The sequence below is a fragment of the Janthinobacterium sp. GW823-FHT01H08 genome (assembly GCF_058797855.1).
On sequence record NZ_CM179504.1, the window covers coordinates 4,333,038 to 4,355,893 of the forward strand.

At 60.6% G+C, this 22,856-nt stretch carries 17 protein-coding genes and 6 tRNA genes; 2 read left to right on the plus strand and 21 right to left on the minus strand.

From position 1 onward, the window contains the following. Positions 1-137 precede the first annotated feature (137 nt). From AC3RCG_RS19375 to AC3RCG_RS19390, 4 genes are all read right to left on the minus strand, one after another. The gene (locus AC3RCG_RS19375) at positions 138-809 is read right to left on the minus strand and encodes a formate dehydrogenase subunit gamma (protein ID WP_070313215.1); all 672 of its coding nucleotides are present in this window, start codon (positions 807-809) and stop codon (positions 138-140) included. Further along, a complete protein-coding gene (gene fdxH, locus AC3RCG_RS19380; protein ID WP_070313216.1) occupies positions 799-1,719 on the minus strand; it encodes a formate dehydrogenase subunit beta in 921 nt (306 codons plus the stop codon). Before fdxH ends, AC3RCG_RS19375 begins: the two co-directional genes overlap by 11 nt. Positions 1,720-1,732: 13 nt before the next feature. Next, positions 1,733-4,804, minus strand: a complete 3,072-nt coding sequence (fdnG, locus tag AC3RCG_RS19385; RefSeq protein ID WP_492403045.1) for a formate dehydrogenase-N subunit alpha — start codon at positions 4,802-4,804, stop codon at positions 1,733-1,735. A gap of 284 nt (positions 4,805-5,088) precedes the next feature. Continuing rightward, positions 5,089-7,239 carry a TonB-dependent receptor gene (locus AC3RCG_RS19390; protein ID WP_492403047.1) on the minus strand — a complete coding sequence of 717 codons (2,151 nt, stop codon included), beginning with the start codon at positions 7,237-7,239 and terminating at the stop codon, positions 5,089-5,091. Between the two features lie 382 nt (positions 7,240-7,621). Between AC3RCG_RS19390 and AC3RCG_RS19395 the strand changes: the two genes are divergently transcribed. Next, positions 7,622-9,328 carry a methyl-accepting chemotaxis protein gene (locus AC3RCG_RS19395; protein WP_070222325.1) on the plus strand — a complete coding sequence of 569 codons (1,707 nt, stop codon included), beginning with the start codon at positions 7,622-7,624 and terminating at the stop codon, positions 9,326-9,328. A gap of 25 nt (positions 9,329-9,353) precedes the next feature. Here AC3RCG_RS19395 and AC3RCG_RS19400 read toward each other — a convergent pair whose 3' ends face one another. Together AC3RCG_RS19400 and AC3RCG_RS19405 are read right to left on the minus strand one after the other, a co-directional pair. Continuing rightward, entirely contained in the window at positions 9,354-9,806 is a 453-nt protein-coding gene (locus AC3RCG_RS19400; protein ID WP_070222327.1) for a hypothetical protein, read from the minus strand. Between the two features lie 69 nt (positions 9,807-9,875). Continuing rightward, a complete protein-coding gene (locus tag AC3RCG_RS19405; RefSeq protein WP_492403050.1) occupies positions 9,876-11,363 on the minus strand; it encodes a SulP family inorganic anion transporter in 1,488 nt (495 codons plus the stop codon). Positions 11,364-11,807: 444 nt separating this feature from the next. Here AC3RCG_RS19405 and AC3RCG_RS19410 point away from each other — a divergent pair, with 444 nt between their 5' ends. Next, complete coding sequence (locus AC3RCG_RS19410) at positions 11,808-12,362, plus strand: inclusion body family protein (RefSeq protein WP_070222332.1); 555 nt, start codon at positions 11,808-11,810, stop codon at positions 12,360-12,362. A 130-nt stretch (positions 12,363-12,492) separates the two neighbouring features. Here AC3RCG_RS19410 and AC3RCG_RS19415 read toward each other — a convergent pair. The 15 genes from AC3RCG_RS19415 to lepA all read right to left on the minus strand — a co-directional run bounded on the left by AC3RCG_RS19415 (position 12,493) and on the right by lepA (position 22,742). Beyond that, positions 12,493-12,566, minus strand: a tRNA-Cys gene (locus tag AC3RCG_RS19415). A gap of 42 nt (positions 12,567-12,608) precedes the next feature. Next, positions 12,609-12,684: transfer RNA gene (locus tag AC3RCG_RS19420), tRNA-Gly, on the minus strand. Between the two features lie 89 nt (positions 12,685-12,773). After that, a tRNA-Gly gene (locus AC3RCG_RS19425) sits at positions 12,774-12,849 on the minus strand. 56 nt (positions 12,850-12,905) lie between these two features. Then, positions 12,906-12,981, minus strand: a tRNA-Gly gene (locus AC3RCG_RS19430). Between the two features lie 71 nt (positions 12,982-13,052). Further along, a tRNA-Gly gene (locus AC3RCG_RS19435) sits at positions 13,053-13,128 on the minus strand. Between the two features lie 92 nt (positions 13,129-13,220). After that, positions 13,221-13,296: transfer RNA gene (locus AC3RCG_RS19440), tRNA-Gly, on the minus strand. 162 nt (positions 13,297-13,458) lie between these two features. Then, positions 13,459-14,043 (minus strand): CDP-diacylglycerol--glycerol-3-phosphate 3-phosphatidyltransferase, encoded by a 585-nt coding sequence (pgsA, locus tag AC3RCG_RS19445; RefSeq protein WP_034749601.1) that lies wholly within the window; start codon positions 14,041-14,043, stop codon positions 13,459-13,461. A 126-nt stretch (positions 14,044-14,169) separates the two neighbouring features. Then, on the minus strand, positions 14,170-16,050 hold the full coding sequence (gene uvrC, locus AC3RCG_RS19450) for an excinuclease ABC subunit UvrC (protein ID WP_099411204.1): 1,881 nt from the start codon (positions 16,048-16,050) through the stop codon (positions 14,170-14,172). Between the two features lie 93 nt (positions 16,051-16,143). After that, on the minus strand, positions 16,144-16,539 hold the full coding sequence (acpS, locus tag AC3RCG_RS19455) for a holo-ACP synthase (protein WP_070223854.1): 396 nt from the start codon (positions 16,537-16,539) through the stop codon (positions 16,144-16,146). Positions 16,540-16,553: 14 nt separating this feature from the next. Continuing rightward, complete coding sequence (gene pdxJ, locus AC3RCG_RS19460) at positions 16,554-17,315, minus strand: pyridoxine 5'-phosphate synthase (RefSeq protein ID WP_409028274.1); 762 nt, start codon at positions 17,313-17,315, stop codon at positions 16,554-16,556. A 35-nt stretch (positions 17,316-17,350) separates the two neighbouring features. After that, positions 17,351-18,187 carry a DNA repair protein RecO gene (gene recO / locus AC3RCG_RS19465; RefSeq protein WP_070223858.1) on the minus strand — a complete coding sequence of 279 codons (837 nt, stop codon included), beginning with the start codon at positions 18,185-18,187 and terminating at the stop codon, positions 17,351-17,353. A 28-nt stretch (positions 18,188-18,215) separates the two neighbouring features. Beyond that, positions 18,216-19,118: a GTPase Era gene (gene era / locus AC3RCG_RS19470; RefSeq protein WP_034749612.1), complete on the minus strand. Its 903-nt coding sequence runs from the start codon at positions 19,116-19,118 to the stop codon at positions 18,216-18,218. A 1-nt stretch (position 19,119) separates the two neighbouring features. Then, entirely contained in the window at positions 19,120-19,935 is an 816-nt protein-coding gene (rnc, locus tag AC3RCG_RS19475) for a ribonuclease III (protein WP_070223860.1), read from the minus strand. A 92-nt stretch (positions 19,936-20,027) separates the two neighbouring features. After that, complete coding sequence (gene lepB / locus AC3RCG_RS19480; RefSeq protein WP_070288654.1) at positions 20,028-20,948, minus strand: signal peptidase I; 921 nt, start codon at positions 20,946-20,948, stop codon at positions 20,028-20,030. Positions 20,949-20,951: 3 nt separating this feature from the next. Further along, the gene (lepA, locus tag AC3RCG_RS19485; RefSeq protein WP_070223864.1) at positions 20,952-22,742 is read right to left on the minus strand and encodes a translation elongation factor 4; all 1,791 of its coding nucleotides are present in this window, start codon (positions 22,740-22,742) and stop codon (positions 20,952-20,954) included. Between the last annotated feature and the right edge of the window lie 114 nt (positions 22,743-22,856).

Here is a 22,856-nt window from a genome sequence, read left to right on the forward strand (position 1 = left end):
GTGCTGTAAAAGTATTTTAATCGATAAAAAGAAAGGGGCCAGTCCTGGGGGACTGGCCCTGGCTGTCGCTGGCAGAGAAAAACGCCGGCGGCGGAGCGGGTCGGCTTACGCGAAGCTAAGCCGACCTACCCTTCTGCCTACTTTTCCGTATGACGGATCACGGCCTCAAACCACTTCGGATGGTGCTTGCGCGCCCAGCCGTAGGTGACGGTGCCGCGCACCATGGCGCCGATCGAGCCCTTGACCCACAAGGCCGCATAGATGTGCACGATGATGGCGCAGATGATGCCAAACGCGCAACCGGCATGCAGCAAAGCGGCAAAGCGCACGATGTCGATCGGGAAGTAGAACGCGAAGTACGCGCGCCAGATCACGATGCCCGACAACAGCAAGCCCACCATGCAGAACAGCAGCACGAAGAACAGGATCTTCTGGCCGGCATTGTATTTGCCGATCTTCGGAAGCTTGTCTTCGCGGTTGTTGAGCACGTCGTCCATCTGTTTCAGCCACTGCTTGTCGCCGTCCTCGAACTTGTTGTGGTGCCAGAAGCGCACCACGAGGATGGCGAACGAGACGAACATCACCAGGCCGGCAAACGGATGCAAAATGCGCGTCCATTGCCCGCCGCCGAACAGGTTCGCCAGCCACGCCATCGAGGGATGGAACATGGCCAGCCCGGACAAGGCCAGCATGACGAAGGTGATGGCCGTGACCCAGTGATTCGTGCGCTCATTGGGGTTGTAGCGCTCGATCAAGGGATTGCCATCCTTGTCGCGCAGCTTGCCATCGTGAAGGTCACTATGCTTCATGCTGTTCCTCCCGGATGCGCTTGGCCTCTTCCAGCGCCTCGTGCTCTTCGTCCTTGCTCACTTCGTTCGGGCCGACACGCGTGTAATGGAAGAAGCCTGCCAGTGCCGTGGCGGCCATGCCGGCCACCGCCAGCGGCTTGGACCAGCCCTTCCAGAAGCCCACCATCGGGCTGATGCGCGGGCGTTCCGGCAAGTTCGAATACAGCTTCGGCTTGTCGGCATGGTGCAGCACGTACATCACGTGCGTGCCGCCCACGCCCAGCGGATCGTACAGGCCCGCATTCTCGAAACCGCGCGACTTCAGGTCGACGATGCGCTCTTCCGCATGCACCTTCATGTCTTCCTTGGTGCCGAAGACGATGGCGCCCGTCGGGCAGGTCTTCACGCAGGCCGGTTCCTGGCCCACGGCCACGCGGTCCGAGCACAAGGTGCACTTGTAGGCGCGGTCGTCCTTTTTCGAAATGCGGGGCACGTCGAAAGGACAGCCGGCCACGCAGTAACCGCAGCCGATGCAGTTTTCCTGGTGGAAATCCACGATGCCGTTCGTGTATTGCACGATGGCGCCCGGCGCCGGACAGGCTTTCAAACAGCCCGGGTCCTCGCAGTGCATGCAGCCATCCTTGCGGATCAGCCACTCGAGGTTGCCGTCGTTGTTTTCGTGTTCGGCAAAACGCATCACCGTCCACGATTGCGGCGTCAGGTCCGTCGGATTGTCATAGGTGCCATGGTTTTCGCCGACTTCGTCACGCAAGTCGTTCCATTCCATGCACGCCGTCTGGCAAGCCTTGCAGCCGATGCATTTCGACACATCGATCAGCTTGGCCACGGTGCCCGTCACCGGGCTGCGCCCTTGCGGCGGCGTTACCGTGGTCGCCGACAGGCGCCGGATATCTAAGGATTGCAATGCCATTATTGAGCTCCCATCATGCTTTTTCCACCTTCACGAGGAAGGACTTGAATTCCGGCGTTTGCGAATTCGCATCCCCCACGCCCGGCGTCAGGGTATTGATCAGATACCCCGGCTTGGCCACGCCCGTAAAGCCCCAGTGCAGCGGCAGGCCCACGGTATGCACCGGCTTGCCTTCGATCATCAAAGCCTTGATGCGCTTGGTGACGACGGCCTTGGCGATGATGTGCCCGCGCTTGGAACTGACGCGCACTTCGCCGCCAGCCACCACGCCGATGCTCTTGGCCAGCTCTTCGCCGATTTCAACGAATTGCTGCGGCTGGATGATGGCATTCAGGCGCGCATGCTTGGTCCAGTAATGGAAATGCTCGGTCAAACGGTAACTGGTCGCCACATGCGGATATTCCTCGTGCGTGCCGAACATTTTCCGGTCATCGGCAAACACGCGCGCGGCCGGATTGCTGGTCGCCTGCGGGTTTTTCGGATGCATGGGGTTGTAGCCCAGCGGATTTTCGAACGGCTCGTAATGCTCGGGGAACGGTCCTTCGGCCATGGCGCCGCGCGCAAAGAAGCGCGCCACACCCTCGCCCAGCATGATGAACGGCCCCATGCCGTTTTCCGGCGGTTCGTCGACCTTGAAGTCGGGAATGTCGGCCCCGCTCCAGTTCGTGCCATTCCATTCGATCAACTTGCGGGTCGGATCGAAGGCCTTGCCCTTCAAGTCGCACGAGGCGCGGTTGTACAGCACGCGGCGGTTCGCCGGCCACGCCCAGGCCCAGCCCAGAGTCTGGCCGATGCCGGTCGGGTCGCTGTTGTCGCGCCGTCCCATCTGGTTGCCCGCCTGCGTCCAGCTGCCGGCGAAGATCCAGCAACCGCTGGTGGTCGTGCCATCGTCGCGCAATTGCGCAAACGAGGCCAGCTGCTCGCCCTTTTTCACCAGCAGCTTGGTCGGATCTTTCGGATCGTACAAGTCGGCCAGCGCCTTGCCGTTGAATTCGCGGGCGATTTCTTCCGGCTGCGGGTTATGCGGCTGCGCATAATTCCACGTCAGGTTGACGATAGGATCGGGGAACTTGCCGCCCTCTTTCTTGTACATGTTGCGCATGCGCAAGAACAGGCCCGACATGATCTCCAGGTCGCTGCGCGCCTGGCCCGGCGGTTCGGCTGCCTGCCAGTGCCACTGCAGCACACGCGAGGAACTGACCAGCGAACCGCGTTCTTCGGCGAAGCAGCTGGTCGGCAAGCGGAACACTTCCGTCATGATCTTGGTGGGATCGACTTCGTGGTATTGCCCGTGGGCCTTCCAGAATTCGCCCGTTTCCACGGCCAGCGGGTCCATGATGACGAGGAACTTCAGCTTGGCCAGCGCTTCCGTGACCTTCTGCTTGTTCGGCGCGGACGCCAGCACATTGAAGCCCTGGCAGATATAGCCCGTCATCTTGCCTTGGTGCATGTTCTCGATGGCTTGCATCAAGTCATACGGCTTGTCCAGCTTCGGCAGGTAGTCGAAGGCGTAGTTGTTGTCCGCAGTGGCAAAGTCGCCCCACCACGTCTTCATGAAGCTGACGTGGAATTTGCGGTAATTGCTCCAGTAGCTGAGCTGGTTCGGCCGCAGCGGCTTGGTGGCGCGCGCGGCGATGTAACCGTCGAAATCCTGCTCGGCTTCGTTCGGCAAGGTCATGTAACCTGGCAACAGGTTCGACATCAGGCCCAGGTCGGTCAGACCCTGGATGTTCGAGTGGCCGCGCAAGGCGTTCATGCCACCGCCCGCGATACCCATGTTACCCAGCAGCAACTGCACCATGGCGCCCGTGCGGATGGTCTGCGCGCCCGTCGAGTGGTGCGTCCAGCCCAGCGCGTACAGGATGGTACCGGCGCGCCCAGGCACGGCGGTCGAAGCCAAAGCTTCCGCCACCTTGTGGAACTTGTCGGCCGACACGCCGCACGTCCGCTCGACCATCTCGGTCGTGTAGCGCGCGTAGTGCTTCTTCATCATCTGGTAGACGCAGCGCGGGTGTTCCAGGGTCGGGTCGACCTTGGCGTAGCCGTCGTCGCCGATCTCGTAATCCCAGGTGGCCTTGTCGGTGTACTTGCCTTTTTCCTTGTCGAAACCCGAGAACAGGCCGTCCTCGAACGCATAGTCTTCGCGCACGATGAAAGGCATGTCCGTGTAGTTGCGCACGTACTCATGCTGGATCTTGTCGTTCGTCAGCAGATAATTGATGATCGCGCCGAGGAAGACGATGTCCGTGCCGGTACGCGTGGCGCAGTAGTAATCTGCCACGGATGCGGTACGGGTAAAACGCGGATCGACAACGATCAGCTTGGCCTTGTTATGCGCCTTCGCTTCCGTGACCCATTTGAATCCGCAAGGATGTGCTTCTGCTGCATTGCCGCCCATGACCAGGATCACGTCGGCATTCTTGATATCGACCCAATGATTCGTCATCGCGCCACGGCCAAACGTCGGGGCAAGACCTGCCACCGTCGGTCCGTGTCATACACGCGCCTGATTATCAAAGGTCAGCATCCCCATGCTGCGCACTGTCTTGTGGGTCAGATACCCGACCTCGTTGCTGCCGGCAGAGGCGGCAAGCATGCCGGTGGAGAGCCAGCGGTTGACGGTCTTGCCGTCGGCATTCTTTTCGATCAGGTTGGCGTCGCGGTCATCCTTCATCAGGCGCGCGATCTTGTCGAGCGCCACATCCCAGGAGATCGGTTGCCATTCCGTGCCGCCCGGTGCGCGGTATTCGGGCACTTTCAGGCGGTTCGGGCTGTGGATGAAGTCGACCAGGCTGGCGCCTTTCGGGCACAGCGTGCCGCGGTTCACCGGGTGATCGGCATCGCCTTCCACGTGGATGATGCTGGAGACGGCATTTTTCGCGCCATCGCCCAGGCCATACAGCAGGACGCCGCAGCCAACGGAACAGTAAGGACAGGTATTGCGGGTCTCGGTCGTGCGAGCCAGCTTGTATTGCCGTACCTCTGCCAACGCCTGCCCCGGCGCGAAACCGAGCAAGGCGAGGCTGGAGCCAGCAATCGTGGCGCCAGTGACCCGAAGGAACTGGCGCCTGGATATCTGAACCATATCAGACCTCTATGATGTGAGTAAATAAAAAGTCATACGGCGTCATGACAGTGTCATATCCATAAGATATAAGCACCATGCCTGTGCCGTATGAGGCGTATTTTACCCCTCAAAGGCAATCAAGGCTCAGTCCGCCGGAAAAAATTGCACATAGTCAACATTATTTTATCGGTACCGAATAGTTCCTCTAAACAATACCAGCCTGCCCATGCAGCGCCCCCCATGAAAAAAAACCCGCTCAGTGAGCGGGTTTTTTATGGATGGGACCGAACTTGCAAGCGAATTTACAGGCTGTAACGCAAGGTCAACGCCACGTTGCGCGGCGCGCCCGGCAAGCTCAGGTTCGGGCTGGAACCATGGCCTGACACGATGTAGCGCGTGTCGCCGATATTGTTGATGTTCAGCTGCACTTCATAGCGGCCCGTGCGGTAGGCAGCCATGGCGTCGGCCGTCACGTAGCCCGGCAGCACGACCGTGTTGCCCGGATTGGCGAAGCGGCTGCCGACGGCATTTGCGCCGCCGCCCACCGTGAAGCCGTGGCCCAGGTCTTTCGTCAGCCACAGATTGGCCGTGTTGCGCGCCGTCAAAGTGGCGCGCTTGCCCTTGATGGCCACCGAACTGGCCGTCGTCGTGCCCGGCGCATTCACGCTACGGTCGACGGCGATGGAATCGGTGATGGTGGCGTCCAGGTAAGCATAACCGGCCATCATTTTCCAGCCGTCATGCAAGTCCGCGTTGAAGGTCAGTTCCAAACCATCCGTGCGCTGCGTGCCGACGGGCACGATGCGGTTCGTGATCGGGTCGCTGGTCTTGATGTTGTCGCGCTCCAGGCGGAACAGCGACACGGTGGCGTTGGCGCGGCCGCCCCACAGGTCGTACTTGGCGCCCACTTCCGTGTTGCGCGTGGTTTCCGGCGCCAGGTCGGCATTGTTGGCGGCCAGGGCGAAATTCTCGCCGCTGGGCTGGAACGAGCGGCTCCACGAGGCGTAGTACGATTGCGCCGCGCCCGGTTGCCAGACGAGGCCGGCGCGGGGGCTGTAGGCCGAATCCGTGCGCGACAGGTTGGCCGTCGTTACGCCAAGCGCATTGGCCAGGCGCGACTGCTGCTTGTAGCGGTCATAGCGCAAGCCGGCCAGCGCCTTCCACTCGTCGCTGAAGCTGATGGCGTCCTGCACGTAGGCGGCGGCCGTGTCGTAGGTGCCGAAGGTATCGCCGCGCGCGCCCAGCTTGCTGCGGTTGACCACAGGCAGGACGGGATGGGAGATCGAGACATTCGTCGCCACCACGGTCGAGGCCCAGCTCGACGCATCCTTGTTTTGCTTGCCGAACTCGGCGCCGTACAGCACTTCGTGGCGCAGGCCGCCCGTGACCAGCTTTTGCGTCAGTTCCGTCTGGTTGAACCAGCCGCTCTCGTCGCGGTTGAGCTTGGCATGACCGAGGCTCATCGTGCCTTTGACTTCGTTGACGTTGCCGGAAATATTCGTGTTGTTGCGGTCCAGGTGGTAATCGTAATAGCGGAAGGCATTGCGCAGCGACAAGGTATCGCTGAACTTGTGCGTCAGGGTGGCGGCCGTGGAGACCACGCGCGACTGGCTGAAATCCGCATCGCGGGCATTCGCGGCGCCATAATAAGTGCCCGCATCGACGGCGACGGGGCGGCCCTGGTAGGACGGGATGCCGAAGTCCGTCAGGCGGCGGTCTTCCAGGTAGTCGCCCTGCAGCAGCAGTTTCGTCGCGTTTGAGAGGCGGATGGCCACGGATGGCGCCAGCGCCGTGCGGTTGATGAATTGCTGCTCGCGGTAGCTGTCCGACAATTCGCGCGCGCCCGTGAAGCGCCAGTCCACCGTCTCGCCGACACGGCCCACGTCGACTTCGCCGCGGCGCCCTGCCGTATTGGTCAGGCTCAGGGCCACGTCCGTGATATCGATGCCGGGCTTCTTGGTGATGCGGTTCACCAGGCCGCCCGAGGAACCGCGGCCGTACAGCACGGCGGCCGGTCCCTTGATCACTTCCAGGCGCTCGACGTTCGACAGGTCGCGGAAATACAGCGCGTCATCGCGGAAGCCGTCGACGAACTGGTCGCCGATGGCCGTGAAGCCGCGGATGAATACCTGGTCGCGCTGGCCGTCGCCCGTGGACAGGCCCACGCCAGGGATGTTCTTCATGATGTCCTGGATCGACATGGCGTTCTGGTCGCGGATGACGGCGGCCGGCACCACGTTGATCGTTTGCGGCACGTCGCGCAGGGCCATTTCCGTCTTGGTGCCGCTGGCGGAGGTGGCGGCGACATAGCCGTCCTTGTCCTTCGATGCCGTCACGGTGACGGCGGGCAAGCTTTCCTGTGCCCAGGCCGCCAATGGCGTGGCGCCCAAGGTCAAGGCGCCCAGTACGGCGATGGTGATCGGTTTACATCCTGGCTTGCGACGTTGCTGCATACAATTCCCTGGTCGATGTTTTAATACGAATGATTATCATTAGTATTTTATCAGGCGAACATGCATAAAGTAAGCGTTTCTGTAAGTGATAGTACTTATGGACTAGGTACTTGATGTAAAAACACAACAGGAAATCAATATCAAAAAATAATTAAAATTGCCGTAAAAAACTATTTCTCTGTGTCAATGCTATACTTGCGGCTTGCTGGGCAACGGTCAGCCTGACCGGCATGCCCCCTGTTTCACCTCCAACGCCACGCTCAGCGCGGCGCGCCGCACAGCCATCACGCGGCACCCGAAGACCCCGATCCCCTGCGCCTCGCGGCGCCTGTCCGCCCCTGCTGGCGGCGGCGATCATGACTATTAAACTGTTAGGAATTACATGAAAAACCTGAACATCGGCAGCCGCCTTGGCGTCGGCTTTGCTGTCGTATTGCTGTTGCTTGCCGCCTTGACCATCACCGCCCTCGTGCGCATGCAAACGGCCAGCGACCTGACTTACCGCCTGATCAATACCAGCATCAAGAACCAGCGCATGGTGGCCGAATGGTCGAAGATCATTGAACTCAACAGCGTGCGCGGCGTCGCCTCGTTCGAAATCACCGATCCTGTCGTGCGCGCCAAGATCGAGGACGACTTGAAAGTCGATGCGGAGCGTTCCAGCAAGCTGCAGGACGACATCGTCGCGTCCCTGCTCAACCCTGCCGTGATCGAGCAATTCAAGGTCGTGCGCAAGGTACGCACCGATTACGTGACGACGCGCGCGCGCGCCTTCAAGATGAAGGCCGACGGCGACATGGCAGGCGCCAAGATCGTGTTCGACAAGGAAGTCGCGCCCATCACCGTGGCCTATCTGGCCGAAGTGAAGCGCTTCGCCAACATGCAGATCAAGGCGGCCGACGGCGTCGGCGCCAGCATCATCGAAGCCTACAGCAGCACGCGCATCTTCCTGATCACCATGGGCGTGCTGGCCGTGCTGATGGGCATCGGTTTTGCGTGGTGGATCACGCGCTCGATCACCGGCCCCATCCGCGACGCCGTGAAAGTGGCGGAAACCGTGGCAGCAGGCGACCTGAGCAGCACCATTACGGCACAGGGCCGCGATGAAACGGCCCAGCTGATGCATGCGCTGAAAACCATGAACGACAGCCTCGTCGGCATCGTGGGCCAGGTGCGCAGCGGCACCGACACCATCGCCACTGCATCGGCGGAAATCGCCGCCGGCAACCAGGACCTGTCGTCGCGCACGGAACAGCAAGCCAGTTCGCTGGAAGAAACCGCCTCGTCAATGGAAGAACTGACGTCGACCGTGAAACAGAATGCCGACAACGCGCGCCAGGCGAATAAGCTGGCCGGCGACGCGGCCGGCATCGCCAGCCGCGGCGGCGCCGTGGTGGCCGAAGTGGTCGCCACCATGGGCGAGATCAATACCTCGTCGAAGAAAATCGTCGACATCATCTCCGTCATCGACGGCATCGCCTTCCAGACCAACATCCTGGCCTTGAACGCGGCCGTGGAAGCGGCGCGCGCCGGCGAACAGGGACGCGGCTTCGCCGTTGTGGCAACCGAAGTGCGCAACCTGGCGCAGCGCTCGGCAGCGGCAGCGAAAGAGATCAAGGGTCTGATCGACGATTCCGTGCAAAAGGTCGACGTGGGCACGGACCTGGTCGACAAGGCCGGCAAGACGATGGAAGAAATCGTGCAAAGCATCGGCTTCGTCACGTCCATCATGAGCGAGATCAGCAATGCCAGCGAAGAGCAAAGCGCAGGCATCGAGCAAGTCAACCAGGCCATTTCGGAAATGGACCAGGTAACCCAGCAAAATGCGGCGCTGGTGGAAGAAGCGTCGGCAGCGGCCGAAGCGATGCAGGAACAGGCGAGCGAACTGGCGCAGGTGGTCAGCGTGTTCCGCCTCGATGCAAACGCTGCGGCCACCGACCGTTTCAGCGCCAAGGCGGCGCAGCGCAGCGCGCCGGCAACCCCGGCAGCGCCGGTCCGCAAGGCCTCCATCCCTGCCCTGCGCCTGCCCGCGACGCGCGCCAGCAGCAAGGCGAGCGCACCTGCCGAAGGCGAGTGGGAAGAGTTTTAAATCTGCTGCAGCAAGCCGCGCGCCATCAAGCCGCGCGCGCTTGCGCTGTGGCGATCAGTGCCGCCAGTTCGCGCGGCGCGGATTGCCCCAGAAATTCCAGGGCCAGCGCCTCCGGATCGATGGCGGCATCCATCGGCAAGCCATGCTCGAAACCGCCCACCATGGTGCGGCAGAAATGCGGCGATTCGGCCCGCGTTTCCACATACCAGCAACCCGCATGACCCTGCACGAAGTATTCGCCGATAAAGTAGCCGAGCATGGTTTTCACCCATTGCCAGCTCTCGTCGCGGATGACGATGGTGCGCATGGCCGCATCGATGTACGGCAGGTACTCGGCCGCGTTCGTCAGCACTTCGTGCGCGGGCTGGATGCCCAGGCGCTCGACAAAATTCACCAGCGACGCGCCCAGCGCGTCATAGTAGGCATCAAAAGCCGTTTGGCTTTGCTGCAATAATTGTTCTTGTTCGTACGACAGCATTCACACTCCACAGACATTCAACAATTCCGCCCATCCCGAGAAATCGGGCGGAGCAGACTTTCCCCTATTTTACGCCACGCTCACATCGACGCCCGCGCGCTGCAGCAAGGCCTGGTTGCGGGCGGACAGATGCTTCACCTGCAGGTGCTTGCCCGCCTTGTCGTAGCGCTCGTACAAGGCTTCGATGGCCGCGACGGCCGAGTGGTCGGCCATGTGCAGATGCCGGCAATCGAGGATGACGCGGACCGGATCACCGGCCGGCTGGAACAGTTCCAGGAAATGCGTGGTCGAGGCGAAAAACAGGGTGCCGTGCGGCAGGTACACGCGCACGCCCGAGCTGCCATCATCGATGTCGGCGCGCATGTCGCGCGCATGTTGCCAGGCAAAATTCAAGGCGGCAATCACGATGCCGCACAGCACGGCCATCGCCAGGTCCGTGAACACGGTGATCACCGTCACGGCGACGATCACCAGCGCATCCTGCAACGGCACCTTGCCCAGCACGCGCAAGGAACCCCAGGCAAACGTCTGCTGCGCCACGACGAACATCACGCCGACCAGCGCAGCCAGCGGGATGCGCTCGATCAGCGGTGACAGGAACAGGATGAACAATAAAATCATCACGCCGGCCGTCACGCCCGACAGGCGCGAGCGGCCGCCCGAGCTCAGGTTGATCATCGTCTGCCCGATCATGGCGCAGCCGCCCATGCCGCCAAACAGCCCCGACACGACGTTCGAAGCGCCGAGCGCGATGCATTCGCGGTTCGGCTGGCCCCGCGTTTCCGTTATCTCATCGGTGAGATTAAAGGTGAGCAAGGTTTCCAGCAAGCCCACCATGGCCATCAGCGCCGCATACGGGAAGATGATGTGCAAGGTCGCCATATCCAGCGGTACGGCGGGCCAATGCAAGGCCGGCAAGCCACCGGCGATGTGCGCGAGGTCGCCCAGGGTGCGCGTGGGCAGATGCAGGAAATGGCTGAGCACGCCCACGCCCAGGATGGCCACCAGCGCGGGCGGCACGGCTTTTGTCAGGCGCGGCAACACGTAGACGATGGCCATGGTAAGCAGCACCAGCGCGCCCATCACATACAAGGGCGTGCCTTGCAGCCAGGCCTCGCCCTGCGGCGTGGCCTGGCGAAAGTGTTCGAGCTGGGCCATGGCGATGACGATGGCCAGGCCATTCACAAAGCCCAGCATTACGGGATGGGGCACCATGCGGATCAGCTTACCCAGGCGCAAGAGGCCAAACAGCGCCATGATGATGCCGCTCAGCACCACAGTCGCCAGCAGATATTGCACGCCATGCTGGGCCACCAGTGCCACGATGACGACGGCCATGGAACCGGCCGCGCCCGAAATCATGCCGGGACGCCCGCCAAAGATGGCCGTCAATGCGCAGATGATGAAGGCGCCATACAGGCCCATCAGGGGATTCAACTGTGCCACCAGGGCAAAGGCGATGCATTCGGGCACCAGGGCGAACGAGGTGGTCAGGCCCGCCAGGACATTTTTTTGTATGTTCGAGAACCACTCTTCCCGAAAACTTGCGTTGATCATTGATTCACATCCAGGGTCGGAACAGGGAAATGCGCGTCCAATGGACAGCGCAGCCATGCAGGCAGGCTTCGCGGGGAAGCCGCGACTAGCTTTAACGGAGAGGGAAATCGTCAGCGACTACATGGGGATGGCGAAAAGGGAAAGATTCATCAGCGCACCATGGGGTGCGGCTGAGCCTGCAGACATTATACAAGATGCGGCCGGGCCGGATGGTCGGGACCGCGGCACGCAGACGCGGGCAGGAAAATAATGTTTCCAGCAGCTGTATTTACAAAATAAAAATAATTTAAATGGAATATTTTTAAATAATACTGCTGTTTCAATTGGATAGTATCTATGCAATTTTCTCCATTATTCTACACAGCAGCGGTGGAGACTGCTTACCACATTAAAAAACGGGGCGTATCCGAAAAGCCAGACGAGTAGGAAAACCGAGGAGGAATCATGACCGACGCGCAATTATATGCCAGCAATATTACAATCAACATTCTCGTTGTAATAGACACCGATCTGATTATGGCTCAGCATCCGCGTCAGACCGCCCCTGATCAGAGCAAGCCCGTGGGCCTGGCGCATACCAGCCAGTACATGATTGCCACCGACCCACGCGGCATCAATAGCGGACAAGGCTCTGCCGACCTGAGTTTCAGGGCCAACGTGGGCGACTATGTCTCGTTCACCGGCGCTTCCATCTATGACAACGCCGATTCGGCCGTCATTGTGTATGGCATCAATTACTGGAATGGCGACAAGGTCTTCAATACCTTTGTCTCCAATACCATTACCCGCAGAAATGCGGTCATGCCGAATTCGGATTCCTCGAACGGTTTGCCGGCAATACAGCAACCGCGCAATTTTTCTAATTTCACGGCGCAGGTATCCAAATCCGGCACGGAAAATTTCTATGTCTATATTGCCGTATATAGCCTGAATGACGATGGCCAGACGCAAAGCCTGTATGGTTATTTTTATTGGGATCCACAGATTACTGTCGGTTAGTCATTTCCCGGAAATCAAATAAACTGAAGCCCTGTATTTAATTGCAGCCGACGCCGTTCAGCCGCATAGGCAAAAAAAAAGCCCACCGAAGTGGGCTTTTTTATCTGCGCGTCAATCACTGCGCTGCATCTGGAGGCGAGGACGGGAATCGAACCCGTCTAAACGGCTTTGCAGGCCGCTGCATAACCTCTTTGCTACCTCGCCAGAGGAACTGCTTGGATGCGCCTTGCGGCCCACCTTGAAAACTGGAGCGGGAGAAGAGTCTCGAACTCTCGACCTCAACCTTGGCAAGGTTGCGCTCTACCAACTGAGCTACTCCCGCATTGGAGCTTGTTTACCGCTTAATCACGCCGCATGACTGCGTTGCGGCGGATAAAAAAAGGAAGCCAGCTTAGCTTCCCTTTAGAATTCTGGAGCGGGAGAAGAGTCTCGAACTCTCGACCTCAACCTTGGCAAGGTTGCGCTCTACCAACTGAGCTACTCCCGCATTGGAGCTTCTATTTTCTGCTACTGCCATTCTTGCTATGCTGCTTCAGCTTTCGCTGGAGCGGGAGAAGAGTCTCGAACTCTCGACCTCAACCTTGGCAAGGTTGCGCTCTACCAACTGAGCTACTCCCGCATACGAACCGCTATTTTACTGCTTTTTGCTACCGTTTACCAGTGCTGCTTTACTGCTGACCCAGTGTTCACTGGAGCGGGAGAAGAGTCTCGAACTCTCGACCTCAACCTTGGCAAGGTTGCGCTCTACCAACTGAGCTACTCCCGCAGTGGACAACATTGTATCAGAAGCTCTACTACATCGCCAGTACTACTTTTTACTGCATTTGCTGTTTTTACCTATGACACGATCCAGAAAACTGGAGCGGGAGAAGAGTCTCGAACTCTCGACCTCAACCTTGGCAAGGTTGCGCTCTACCAACTGAGCTACTCCCGCGTCATCAACAACAGGCCAGCATTATAGAGGGATTACAGGGGCTGTCAACGGGCAATATCTGGTCTTTTGCAAAATATTTGGGGTCAGACCCTTTGGGTCTGACCCCAGCTCTTGCGTTTGGGTTAAAAAGACGCCAGCCCAATGCTATCGGCGTCCATCACCTCAATGCAGATTGCCCGCTTTTTCCTTGATGAGCGGCCATGCCAGGCGCAGGTAATAGAACATCGACCACACCGTCAGCACGCAGGCGATCCACAGCAGCTTCTCGCCCCACACATGGGTGTCGATCGCGCCGAAGATCACTTCGTGGTACAGCAGCAAGGGAATGGCCGTCATCTGCGCGGCCGTCTTGATCTTGCCGATCGAGCTGACGGCCACCGATTTCGACGCGCCGATCTGCGCCATCCATTCGCGCAAGGCGGAAATCGTGATTTCACGGCCGATGATGATGAAGGCCAGCACGGCATTGACACGGTCCAGCTGCACCAGCACCAGCAAGGCGCCCGCCACCATCAGCTTGTCGGCGACCGGGTCGAGGAAGGCGCCGAAGGCGGACGTCTGGTTCCAGCGCCGCGCAAGGAAACCATCGAACCAGTCGGTCACGGCCGCAACGATGAAGACCAGGGTGGCAACGAGGTTCTGGTCGCCATGCAGCAGCATCGACGGCGGCAGGTAAAACACGCCGACGACGAGCGGGATCAGGGCCACGCGCAGCCAGGTCAAAAGGATGGGAATATTAAAAGGCATAAGAGAGCAATCGGCCGACGGGTAAATTGAACATGAAGAAAGCGTGAAGAAAGCGCCACTAGTCTACATGGCCCGGCAACATTAGCCTAGTCCGGTTGCCGCAGCGCCGGACCAGGCCCCCATCCATTAATGCAGCTGCTTGTAGATCTCTTCCGCCAGTTGCGTGGAAATCCCCTCCACCGACATCAGATCCTCGACGCTGGCGTCGACCACGCCGCGCAAGCCGCCAAAGCGCGACAGCAGTTTCTGGCGGCGCTTGGCGCCGATGCCTTCGATTTCTTCCAGGCGTGACGTCTGGCGCGTCTTGGCCCGCTTGGCGCGCATGCCGGTAATGGCGAAGCGGTGCGCCTCGTCGCGGATTTGCGCGATCAGCATCAGGGCCGCCGATTCCTTGCCCAGTTCCTGCGCCGCGCGGCCATCGACGAACAGCAGGGTTTCCAGGCCCACCTTGCGCCCTTCCCCCTTGGCCACGCCGACAATCAAGCTGATATCGAGTCCCAGCTCGGCGAACACCTGGCGCGCCATTTCGATCTGGCCCTTGCCGCCGTCGATCAGCACCACGTCAGGCATCACGCCGTCGCCATTGGCCACCTTCTCGTAGCGGCGCATCAAGACCTGGCGCATGGCCGCGTAATCGTCGCCGGGCGTGATGTCGTTGATGTTGTAGCGCCGGTATTCGCCGTTCTGCATGGCGTGGTGGTGGAATACGACGCACGAGGCCTGCGTCGCTTCGCCCTGCGTGTGGCTGATGTCGAAACATTCCACGCGCAGGCTGTCCAGGTCTTCCGTTTCCAGGCGCAGCGCCTCGGCCAGCGCGCGCGTGCGCGACTGCTGCGAGCCCTGCTCGGACAACAATCGCGCCAGCGAAATCCCGGCGCCCTTCTGCGCCATTTCCAGCCACTGGCGACGCTGACCCTGCGGCTGGAAGATCAGGTTGATGCGGTGGCCGCACTGCTCCATCAACGCCACCATCAGGGCCGGCTGGTCGAATTCGATATTCAGGATCAAGGTGCCGGGAATGAATTTTTCCGTGTAGTGCTGGGCCAGGAAGGCGGCCAGCACTTCCACCTCGATCGGCTCTTCGGCAATCGCCGCCGCATCGCTGAGCTGGCTGGGGAAATAGGCGCGGTCGCCCAGGTGGCGCCCGCCCCGTACCATGGCCAGGTTGACGCAGGCGCGCCCGCCCTGCACCAGCACGGCGATGATGTCGACGTCGGCGTCGCCCGTCGTTTCCATGCTCTGCTGGTGCAGCACGCGCGACAGCGAGGCGATCTGGTTGCGCACCACCACGGCTTGCTCGAATTTCAGCTCGGCGGCAAACGCGTGCATCTTCTTTTCCAGGTCGGCCATCACTTCGCTCTGGCGCCCGCGCAGGAAGCGCGCCGCGTTTTCCACGTCGTTCTTGTAGTCTTCCTTGCTGATCAGGTCCACGCAGGGCGCGCTGCAGCGGCCGATCTGGTGCAGCAGGCAGGGCCGCGTGCGGTTGGCGTACACGCTGTCCTCGCAGGTGCGGATGAGAAAAACCTTTTGCAGGATCTGCATCGATTCCTTGACGGCCCAGGAACTGGGGAACGGCCCGAAATACTGGTTTTTCTTGTCCACCGCGCCCCGGTAATACACCATGCGCGGCGCATCGCCATTGGTGATTTTCAGATACGGATACGATTTATCATCGCGGAACAGGATGTTGTAGCGCGGCTGCAGCGCCTTGATCAGGTTGTTTTCCAGGATCAGCGCTTCCGCCTCGCTGTGCGTGACCGTCGTTTCCAGGCGCGCGATGCGCTCGACCATCATGGCGATGCGGGGGCTGGCCAGGTTTTTCTGGAAATAGCTGGACACGCGTTTTTTCAGGTCGCGCGCCTTGCCGACGTACAGCACCTTGTCGGCGGCGTCGAAATAGCGGTACACGCCGGGCAGGTTCGGCAGCTTGGCGACGGTGGCCAGCACCTGCGCGCGCGGGTCGGGCGGCGTTTCCGTGGAATTGAGGTCGGGTATTGCTTCGGTCATTGCTGGCTCTTAAATGGGGTCAGACCCGCCGGGGGAATACGTCCCAGTGGGACGCATTCCGATCGAAAAGACTGACCCCAGCAGTCGTCTGCATTACGGCGCTTGCTCCACAATCACAAACGCCACGGCATACTCTTCTTCATCGCTGATCGTCACTTGCGCGCTCAGGCGATTCTTTTCCATGAAGTCGGCCAGCACGCCGCTGCAGACGATCATCGGCTTGCCGCTGGGGTGGTTCAGCATTTGCGCGGCGGGCCACGTCATCGGCATGCGCAGGCCCAGGCCGATGGCCTTGGAAAACGCTTCCTTGGCCGCAAAACGGGTGGCGAGAAAACGCACGCCGCGCACGGCGTTCTTGGCGCTGCGGGCGCGGAACTTGTCCAGCTCCTGCGGTCCCAGTATCTTTTTGGCGAAACGCTCGCCGTGGCGCGCCAGGGCCGCCTCGATGCGGGGAATCTTGCAGATATCGGTGCCGATGCCGTAAATCATGACGAGCTCCTTTGTCAGGCCCTGTGGCCCAGGCGCGTGGCCACCATGATGGCCTTCATTTCGCGCACGGCGTTTTCCCAGCCGACAAACACGGCATGGGCGACGATGGCGTGGCCGATGTTCAGTTCGGCAATATCGGGAATCGCGGCGATCGCCTGCACATTGGTGTAATGCAAGCCGTGGCCCGCATTGACCTTCAAGCCGCGGCCCACGCCGAACAGCACGCCCGCCTTGATGCGTTCCAGCTCCGCCAGCTGTTCCGCGCCTTGCGTATCGGCGTAGCGCCCCGTGTGCAGTTCGATCACGGGCGCACCCAGTTCGGCGGCGGCGGCGATCTGCTGTTCGTCCGCGTCAATGAACAGGCTCACGCGGATGCCCTCGCCCTGCAATTGCTTGACGGCAGCCTGCACTTCCTTGAAGTAGCGCACCACGTCCAGGCCCCCTTCCGTCGTCACTTCCGTGCGTTTTTCCGGCACCAGGCACACGTCGGCCGGGCGGATGCCGCAGGCGAAGTCGATCATTTCCTGCGTCACGGCCGCTTCCAGGTTCATGCGCGTGAGCAACTGCGGCGCGATGGCGATCACGTCCGCATCCTTGATGTGACGGCGGTCTTCGCGCAGGTGCAGGGTGATGGCGTCGGCGCCCGCCTGTTCGGCCAGCAAGGCCGCGCGGATCGGGTCCGGATACGCGGTGCCGCGCGCATTGCGCAAGGTGGCCACGTGGTCGATATTGACGCCCAGGTCGATGACGGGGCCGGCAGGCTGCAAAAAGCTCATAGTGATGGTATCCGTAAAGTGCTGTAGCGCAACCGCTACAACTGCATTAAATCGATCAGTATCTGGCGCGTGTTCAAGGTGGCGCCCCCCAGTTGATGGGCCAGCAAAAATCGCATCAGCAGCTTGCTTTGCGCCTGCGTGGCCACGTCAAGGTAATCTTCGCGCTCCATGTCGAGCAGGGTCTTGCCCGTGATCTTGGGCCAGGCGTCGGCGGCGCGCGCCGGGCGCGGCCCCCGTTCCGGGTCGACCACGTACACCTGCCCCGCTTCGACGGCCTGGCGCGTGCCCGTGCAGCGCGTCAGGTCGGCCGCCACGCCCGTTTCCTTGAGCAGCGCGCGCTCGAACTTGCGCAGCACGATGGGCGGCGGCTCATTGTGCGCCAGTTGATTCAAGGTGGCAACGTAGTGGTCGAACAGCACGGGATGCGGATCGTCGCGCGCCAGCAATTTGACGAGCAATTCGTTCAGGTAAAAGCCGCACAGCAGGGCGGTCTTTTCAAGCGGCAGCATGCCGCCCACCCATTCCGCGCCCGTCAGGATGCGCAGCTCGGACTTGCCCGTCCAGCCCGCCTGCAGCGGCTGGAACGTCTGCAGCACGCCGCGCAACTGCGAATGGGGCCGCTTGGCGCCCTTGGCGACGAGCGCGATGCGGCCGTATTCGCGCGTAAACACGTCGACGATGAGGCTGGTTTCTTTATGCGGATAGCTGTGCAGCACGAAGGCTGGCTGGCCCGTGATGCGGCCGTCGCGCGCGGGCGGACGGCTGCGCCGGGGTGCTGCGGAAGGTGCGGCCGGCGGCGCGATGGCCGCCGGCGCGGGGACAACGGGTGAGGCTGGCGCGGGATCGTGCAGCGCTGGCGTGGTGGTGCTCATGCGTGTGGTGTCGCCCCCGGGTTGCGGATTACTCGTAGCCGTAGGCGCGCAAGCCCGCCTCGTTGTCGGCCCAGCCCGACTTGACCTTGACCCAGATTTCCAGGTACACGGGGCCGCCGAACAGTTTTTCCATATCCAGGCGGGCCTGGGTGGAGACTTCCTTCAGGCGCGCGCCCTTGTTGCCGATGATCATGGATTTATGCGTATCGCGCTCGACCAGGATGGCGGCGAACACGCGGCGCAAATCGCCTTCCTGCTCGAATTTCTCGATCAGCACGGTGCTCGTGTACGGCAATTCGTCGCCGACGAAGCGGAACAGTTTTTCGCGCACGATTTCCGAGGCGAGGAATTTCTCGCTGCGGTCCGTGATGTCGTCCGGGCCAAAGATGGGCTGGTTTTCCGGCAAGAAGCGCTTGATCTCGTTCTGCAAGCCTTCCAGCTGGAAATGCAGCTTGGCGGACACAGGAACGATGGCGGCGAAGTCGCGCATGGCGGCGATCTTTTGCGCGAACGGCAGCAGCACGGCCTTGTCCTTGACCCTGTCCGATTTATTGATGACGAGGATGCACGGCACTTCCTTCGGCAGCAGGTCCATCACTTGCTGGTCGGCCGGGCCGAACGTGCCCGCCTCGATCACGTACAGGATGACGTCCGAGGAAATCAGGGTGTTCGTGACGGTCTTGTTCAGCGTCTTGTTCAGCGCGTTCGAGTGGCGCGTCTGGAAGCCGGGCGTGTCGACGTAGATGAATTGCGCGTCCGGCACCGTCTGGATGCCCGTGATGCGGTGGCGCGTGGTTTGCGCCTTGCGCGAAGTGATGCTGACCTTCGCGCCGATCAGCACGTTCATCAGGGTCGATTTGCCCACGTTGGGGCGGCCCACGATGGCGATATAGCCACAGCGGAAGTTGTCGGGCATTTTGGTGGCAGTCATGCTAGTGTCGATTCTGTTTAGTGTGAGCGGCGATCGCCGGGGCAGCCGGGGCTGGCGCGTCGTCGCTCTGGATGGTGGCAATGCCGGCCAGCTTGAGCTGAGCGGCGCGCGGTTTGGGCTTGCGGCTGGCGGCAGGCGACTTCAACAGCGCCTGCTCGGCCACGTCCAGCGCCAGTTTGGCGGCGGCTTGCTCACCGGCGCGGCGGCTTCCGCCACGGCCGTAAACCTGGATGTTCAATTTCGGCACCAGGCATTCGATCTCGAATTCCTGGCTGTGGGCGGCGCCATGGGTAGCCACCACGTTGTACTGTGGCAGCGAAATTTTCTTACTTTGCAAAAACTCCTGCAGCAGGGTCTTGGCATCCTTGCCCAGGGTTTGCGGATCGACCGAGTCGAGGATGGGAATGTAGAAGGCGCGGATCACCGTGCTGGCGGCGTCGAAACCCGTGTCGAGGAAGATGGCGCCCAGCAAGGCTTCCAGCGTGTCGGCGAGGATCGACGGACGGCGGAAGCCGCCCGATTTGAGCTCGCCTTCGCCCAGGCGCAAAAATTGCGACAATTCCAGCTTTTGCGCGATTTCATACAGCGACTGCTGCTTGACCAGGTTGGCACGCAGGCGCGACAGGTCGCCCTCGTCGATGGTCTTGAAACGTTCGTACAGGATGGAAGCGACCACGCAGTTGAGGATGGAGTCGCCGAGGAATTCCAGCCGCTCGTTATGCAAACTGCTGTGGCTACGGTGCGTCAAGGCTTGCTGCAACAGGCCAGCATCCTGGAACGTATAGCCTAAACGGGTTTGCAATAGCTGAAGATTCATTGTTGTTTCTGTGTCATCTGAGTAATTCGGCTGGCCGCCGCGCGGGGAGTCGGCGCGGCAGCCATGATTGGTCCATTACAGACCAGGCCGGCTTAGTGTATGCCGCCCACGCGTTTCGGATTGCTGAAGTTCATCCACACCAGGAAAGCCTTGCCGACGATGTTTTCGTTCGGCACGAAGCCCCAGTAGCGGCTGTCCGCGCTATTGTCGCGGTTATCGCCCATCATGAAGTAATTGCCTTGTGGCACCACACACGTGAAGCCGTCTTCGTTGTAGTTGCACGCCTCCTTGTGCGGGAAATCCTTCACTTCGCGCAAGTTCAACGTGGGAGCGGGCTCGTCGTTGAGGATGCGGTGGCTCACGCCCGTCAGGTTTTCTTCCAGCTGCTTGTGGTAGACCGTGCTTTCGTCATCGAGGTAGTCGTCCAGCGGGGTGTACGCCACTTCCTTGCCGTTGACCGTCAAGCGCTTGTTTTCATAGGTGATTTTATCACCGGGCACCCCGATCACGCGCTTGATATAGTCTTGCGACATATCTTTCGGATACTTGAACACCATCACGTCGCCGCGCTGCGGATCATTGACTTCAATGATGCGCTTGTTGACGATCGGCAAACGAATGCCATAGGTGAACTTGTTTACCAGGATCAAATCGCCGACCAGCAAGGTCGGCACCATCGAGCTCGACGGGATCTTGAACGGCTCGTACAGGAACGAACGCAGGCAAAACACGAGGGCGATGACGGGAAAGAAGCTGCCCGAATACTCGACCCAGGTCGGCTGGCGCAACAGATCTGCCTCGATGGCGGCGCGGCGGCTGCTGCTACCATCGGACTTGATGCCTTCAGCCAACGACTTCGCTTGACGCTCATCGAACTCGGCCAGGGCACGGTCGGCCGCCTTGCGGCGCTGCTTGGAGAGATAAAACACATCCAGGCACCAGACCAGGCCCGTCAACACCATCAGCACGAACAGGATTAAAGCGAAATTTCCTAAAATCACTTGCAGGTTCATTGATTAACCATCCACTTGTAAAATTGCCAGGAATGCCTCTTGCGGGATCTCCACGGAACCCACTTGCTTCATGCGTTTCTTACCCGCCTTTTGTTTTTCCAGCAATTTTTTCTTGCGGCTGATGTCGCCGCCGTAGCACTTGGCCAGGACGTTCTTGCGCAAGGCTTTTACGTTCTCGCGCGAAATGATGTTCGCGCCGATGGTCGCCTGGATGGCCACGTCGAACATCTGGCGCGGAATCAGTTCGCGCATCTTGGCAGCCACCTGGCGGCCACGGTACTGGCTGTTCGAACGGTGAACGATGATGGCCAGCGCATCGACTTTTTCGCTGTTGATCAGCATGTCGACCTTGACCACGTCGGCCGCGCGGTATTCCTTGAACTCGTAATCCATCGAGGCATAGCCGCGCGACGTCGATTTCAGGCGGTCGAAGAAGTCCAGCACGATCTCGGCCATCGGCATTTCATACACGAGCTTGACCTGGCGGCCGTGGTAGCTCATGTCCATCTGGATGCCGCGCTTGCCGATACACAGGGTGATCACGGAGCCCACGTATTCCTGCGGCATGTACAGATTGACCGTGACGATAGGCTCGCGCACTTCCTCGATGCGCGACGGATCGGGCATCTTCGACGGATTGTCGACGTTGATCATGGTGCCGTCGCGCTGGATCACTTCGTACACGACGGTCGGCGCCGTGGTGATCAGGTCCATGTCGAATTCGCGTTCGAGGCGCTCCTGCACGATTTCCATGTGCAGCAAGCCCAGGAAGCCGCAGCGGAAGCCGAAGCCCAGCGCCTGTGACACTTCCGGCTCGTACATCAGGGCCGCATCGTTCAGTTTCAGCTTTTCCAGCGAGTCGCGCAACGCGTCGTACTGGTTCGCTTCCACGGGGAACAGGCCGGCGAACACTTGCGGCTGCACTTCCTTGAAGCCAGGCAATGGCGCGGCGGCAGGACGGTTGGCCAGGGTGACGGTATCGCCCACTTTCGCCGCTTTCAATTCCTTGATGCCGGCAATGATGAAGCCCACCTGGCCTGCTGACAACTGCGGCAAGGATTGCGAACGGGGCGAGAACACGCCGATGTCTTCCACCAGCTGCACCGAATCGGTGGCCATCAGACGGATCTTGTCTTTCGGTTTCAGGGTACCGTTGATCACGCGTACCAGCATGACCACGCCCACATAGGCGTCATACCAGGAGTCGACGATCAGCGCCTGCAGCGGTGCATCGGGGTCGCCCTTCGGTGGCGGCACCTTGACGATCAGCTGCTCGAGCACGTCCAGCACGCCGAAGCCCGTCTTGGCCGAGCAATGCACGGCGTCGGCCGCGTCGATGCCGATCACGTCTTCGATCTCGGCAATCGCGCTCGGCGGATCCGCGTTCGGCAAATCGATCTTGTTCAGGACGGGCACCACTTCCACGCCCAGATCCAGCGCCGTGTAGCAGTTGGCGACCGTTTGCGCTTCCACGCCTTGCGATGCATCCACCACCAGCAGCGCGCCTTCGCACGCCGACAGCGAGCGCGACACTTCATAGCTGAAGTCGACGTGGCCGGGCGTATCGATCAGGTTCAGGTTGTAGATCTGGCCATCGCGCGCCTTGTAGTGCAGGGCCGCCGTTTGCGCCTTGATGGTAATGCCGCGCTCGCGCTCCAGATCCATCGAATCGAGCACCTGCGCCTCCATCTCGCGGTCGGACAAGCCGCCGCACAATTGAATGATGCGGTCAGCCAGGGTCGATTTACCGTGGTCAATATGGGCGATGATGGAGAAGTTGCGTATGTTGTTCATTAACTAATATAAGTGCGAAGTTGACGACACTGCTTTAACAGGAATCAGGGGGATCATGTCCGGGCCAAACAGGGCCAAAACCAGGCGCCCCACTCATGATGAAAAAAGCGCTCC

Excerpts from the sequence above, each read along its gene's own strand:
- AC3RCG_RS19390 (WP_492403047.1), bottom strand. The coding sequence starts at position 7,239 with ATGCAGCAACGTCGCAAGCCAGGATGTAAACCGATCACCATCGCCGTA.
- AC3RCG_RS19405 (WP_492403050.1), bottom strand. The coding sequence starts at position 11,363 with ATGATCAACGCAAGTTTTCGGGAAGAGTGGTTCTCGAACATACAAAAA.
- fdxH (WP_070313216.1), bottom strand. The coding sequence starts at position 1,719 with ATGGCATTGCAATCCTTAGATATCCGGCGCCTGTCGGCGACCACGGTA.
- pdxJ (WP_409028274.1), bottom strand. The coding sequence starts at position 17,315 with ATGAGCTTTTTGCAGCCTGCCGGCCCCGTCATCGACCTGGGCGTCAAT.
- rnc (WP_070223860.1), bottom strand. The coding sequence starts at position 19,935 with ATGAATCTTCAGCTATTGCAAACCCGTTTAGGCTATACGTTCCAGGAT.
- AC3RCG_RS19375 (WP_070313215.1), bottom strand. The coding sequence starts at position 809 with ATGAAGCATAGTGACCTTCACGATGGCAAGCTGCGCGACAAGGATGGC.
- era (WP_034749612.1), bottom strand. The coding sequence starts at position 19,118 with ATGACTGCCACCAAAATGCCCGACAACTTCCGCTGTGGCTATATCGCC.
- uvrC (WP_099411204.1), bottom strand. The coding sequence starts at position 16,050 with ATGACCGAAGCAATACCCGACCTCAATTCCACGGAAACGCCGCCCGAC.
- pgsA (WP_034749601.1), bottom strand. The coding sequence starts at position 14,043 with ATGCCTTTTAATATTCCCATCCTTTTGACCTGGCTGCGCGTGGCCCTG.
- AC3RCG_RS19410 (WP_070222332.1), top strand. The coding sequence starts at position 11,808 with ATGACCGACGCGCAATTATATGCCAGCAATATTACAATCAACATTCTC.
- AC3RCG_RS19395 (WP_070222325.1), top strand. The coding sequence starts at position 7,622 with ATGAAAAACCTGAACATCGGCAGCCGCCTTGGCGTCGGCTTTGCTGTC.
- acpS (WP_070223854.1), bottom strand. The coding sequence starts at position 16,539 with ATGATTTACGGCATCGGCACCGATATCTGCAAGATTCCCCGCATCGAG.
- recO (WP_070223858.1), bottom strand. The coding sequence starts at position 18,187 with ATGAGCACCACCACGCCAGCGCTGCACGATCCCGCGCCAGCCTCACCC.
- lepA (WP_070223864.1), bottom strand. The coding sequence starts at position 22,742 with ATGAACAACATACGCAACTTCTCCATCATCGCCCATATTGACCACGGT.
- lepB (WP_070288654.1), bottom strand. The coding sequence starts at position 20,948 with ATGAACCTGCAAGTGATTTTAGGAAATTTCGCTTTAATCCTGTTCGTG.
- AC3RCG_RS19400 (WP_070222327.1), bottom strand. The coding sequence starts at position 9,806 with ATGCTGTCGTACGAACAAGAACAATTATTGCAGCAAAGCCAAACGGCT.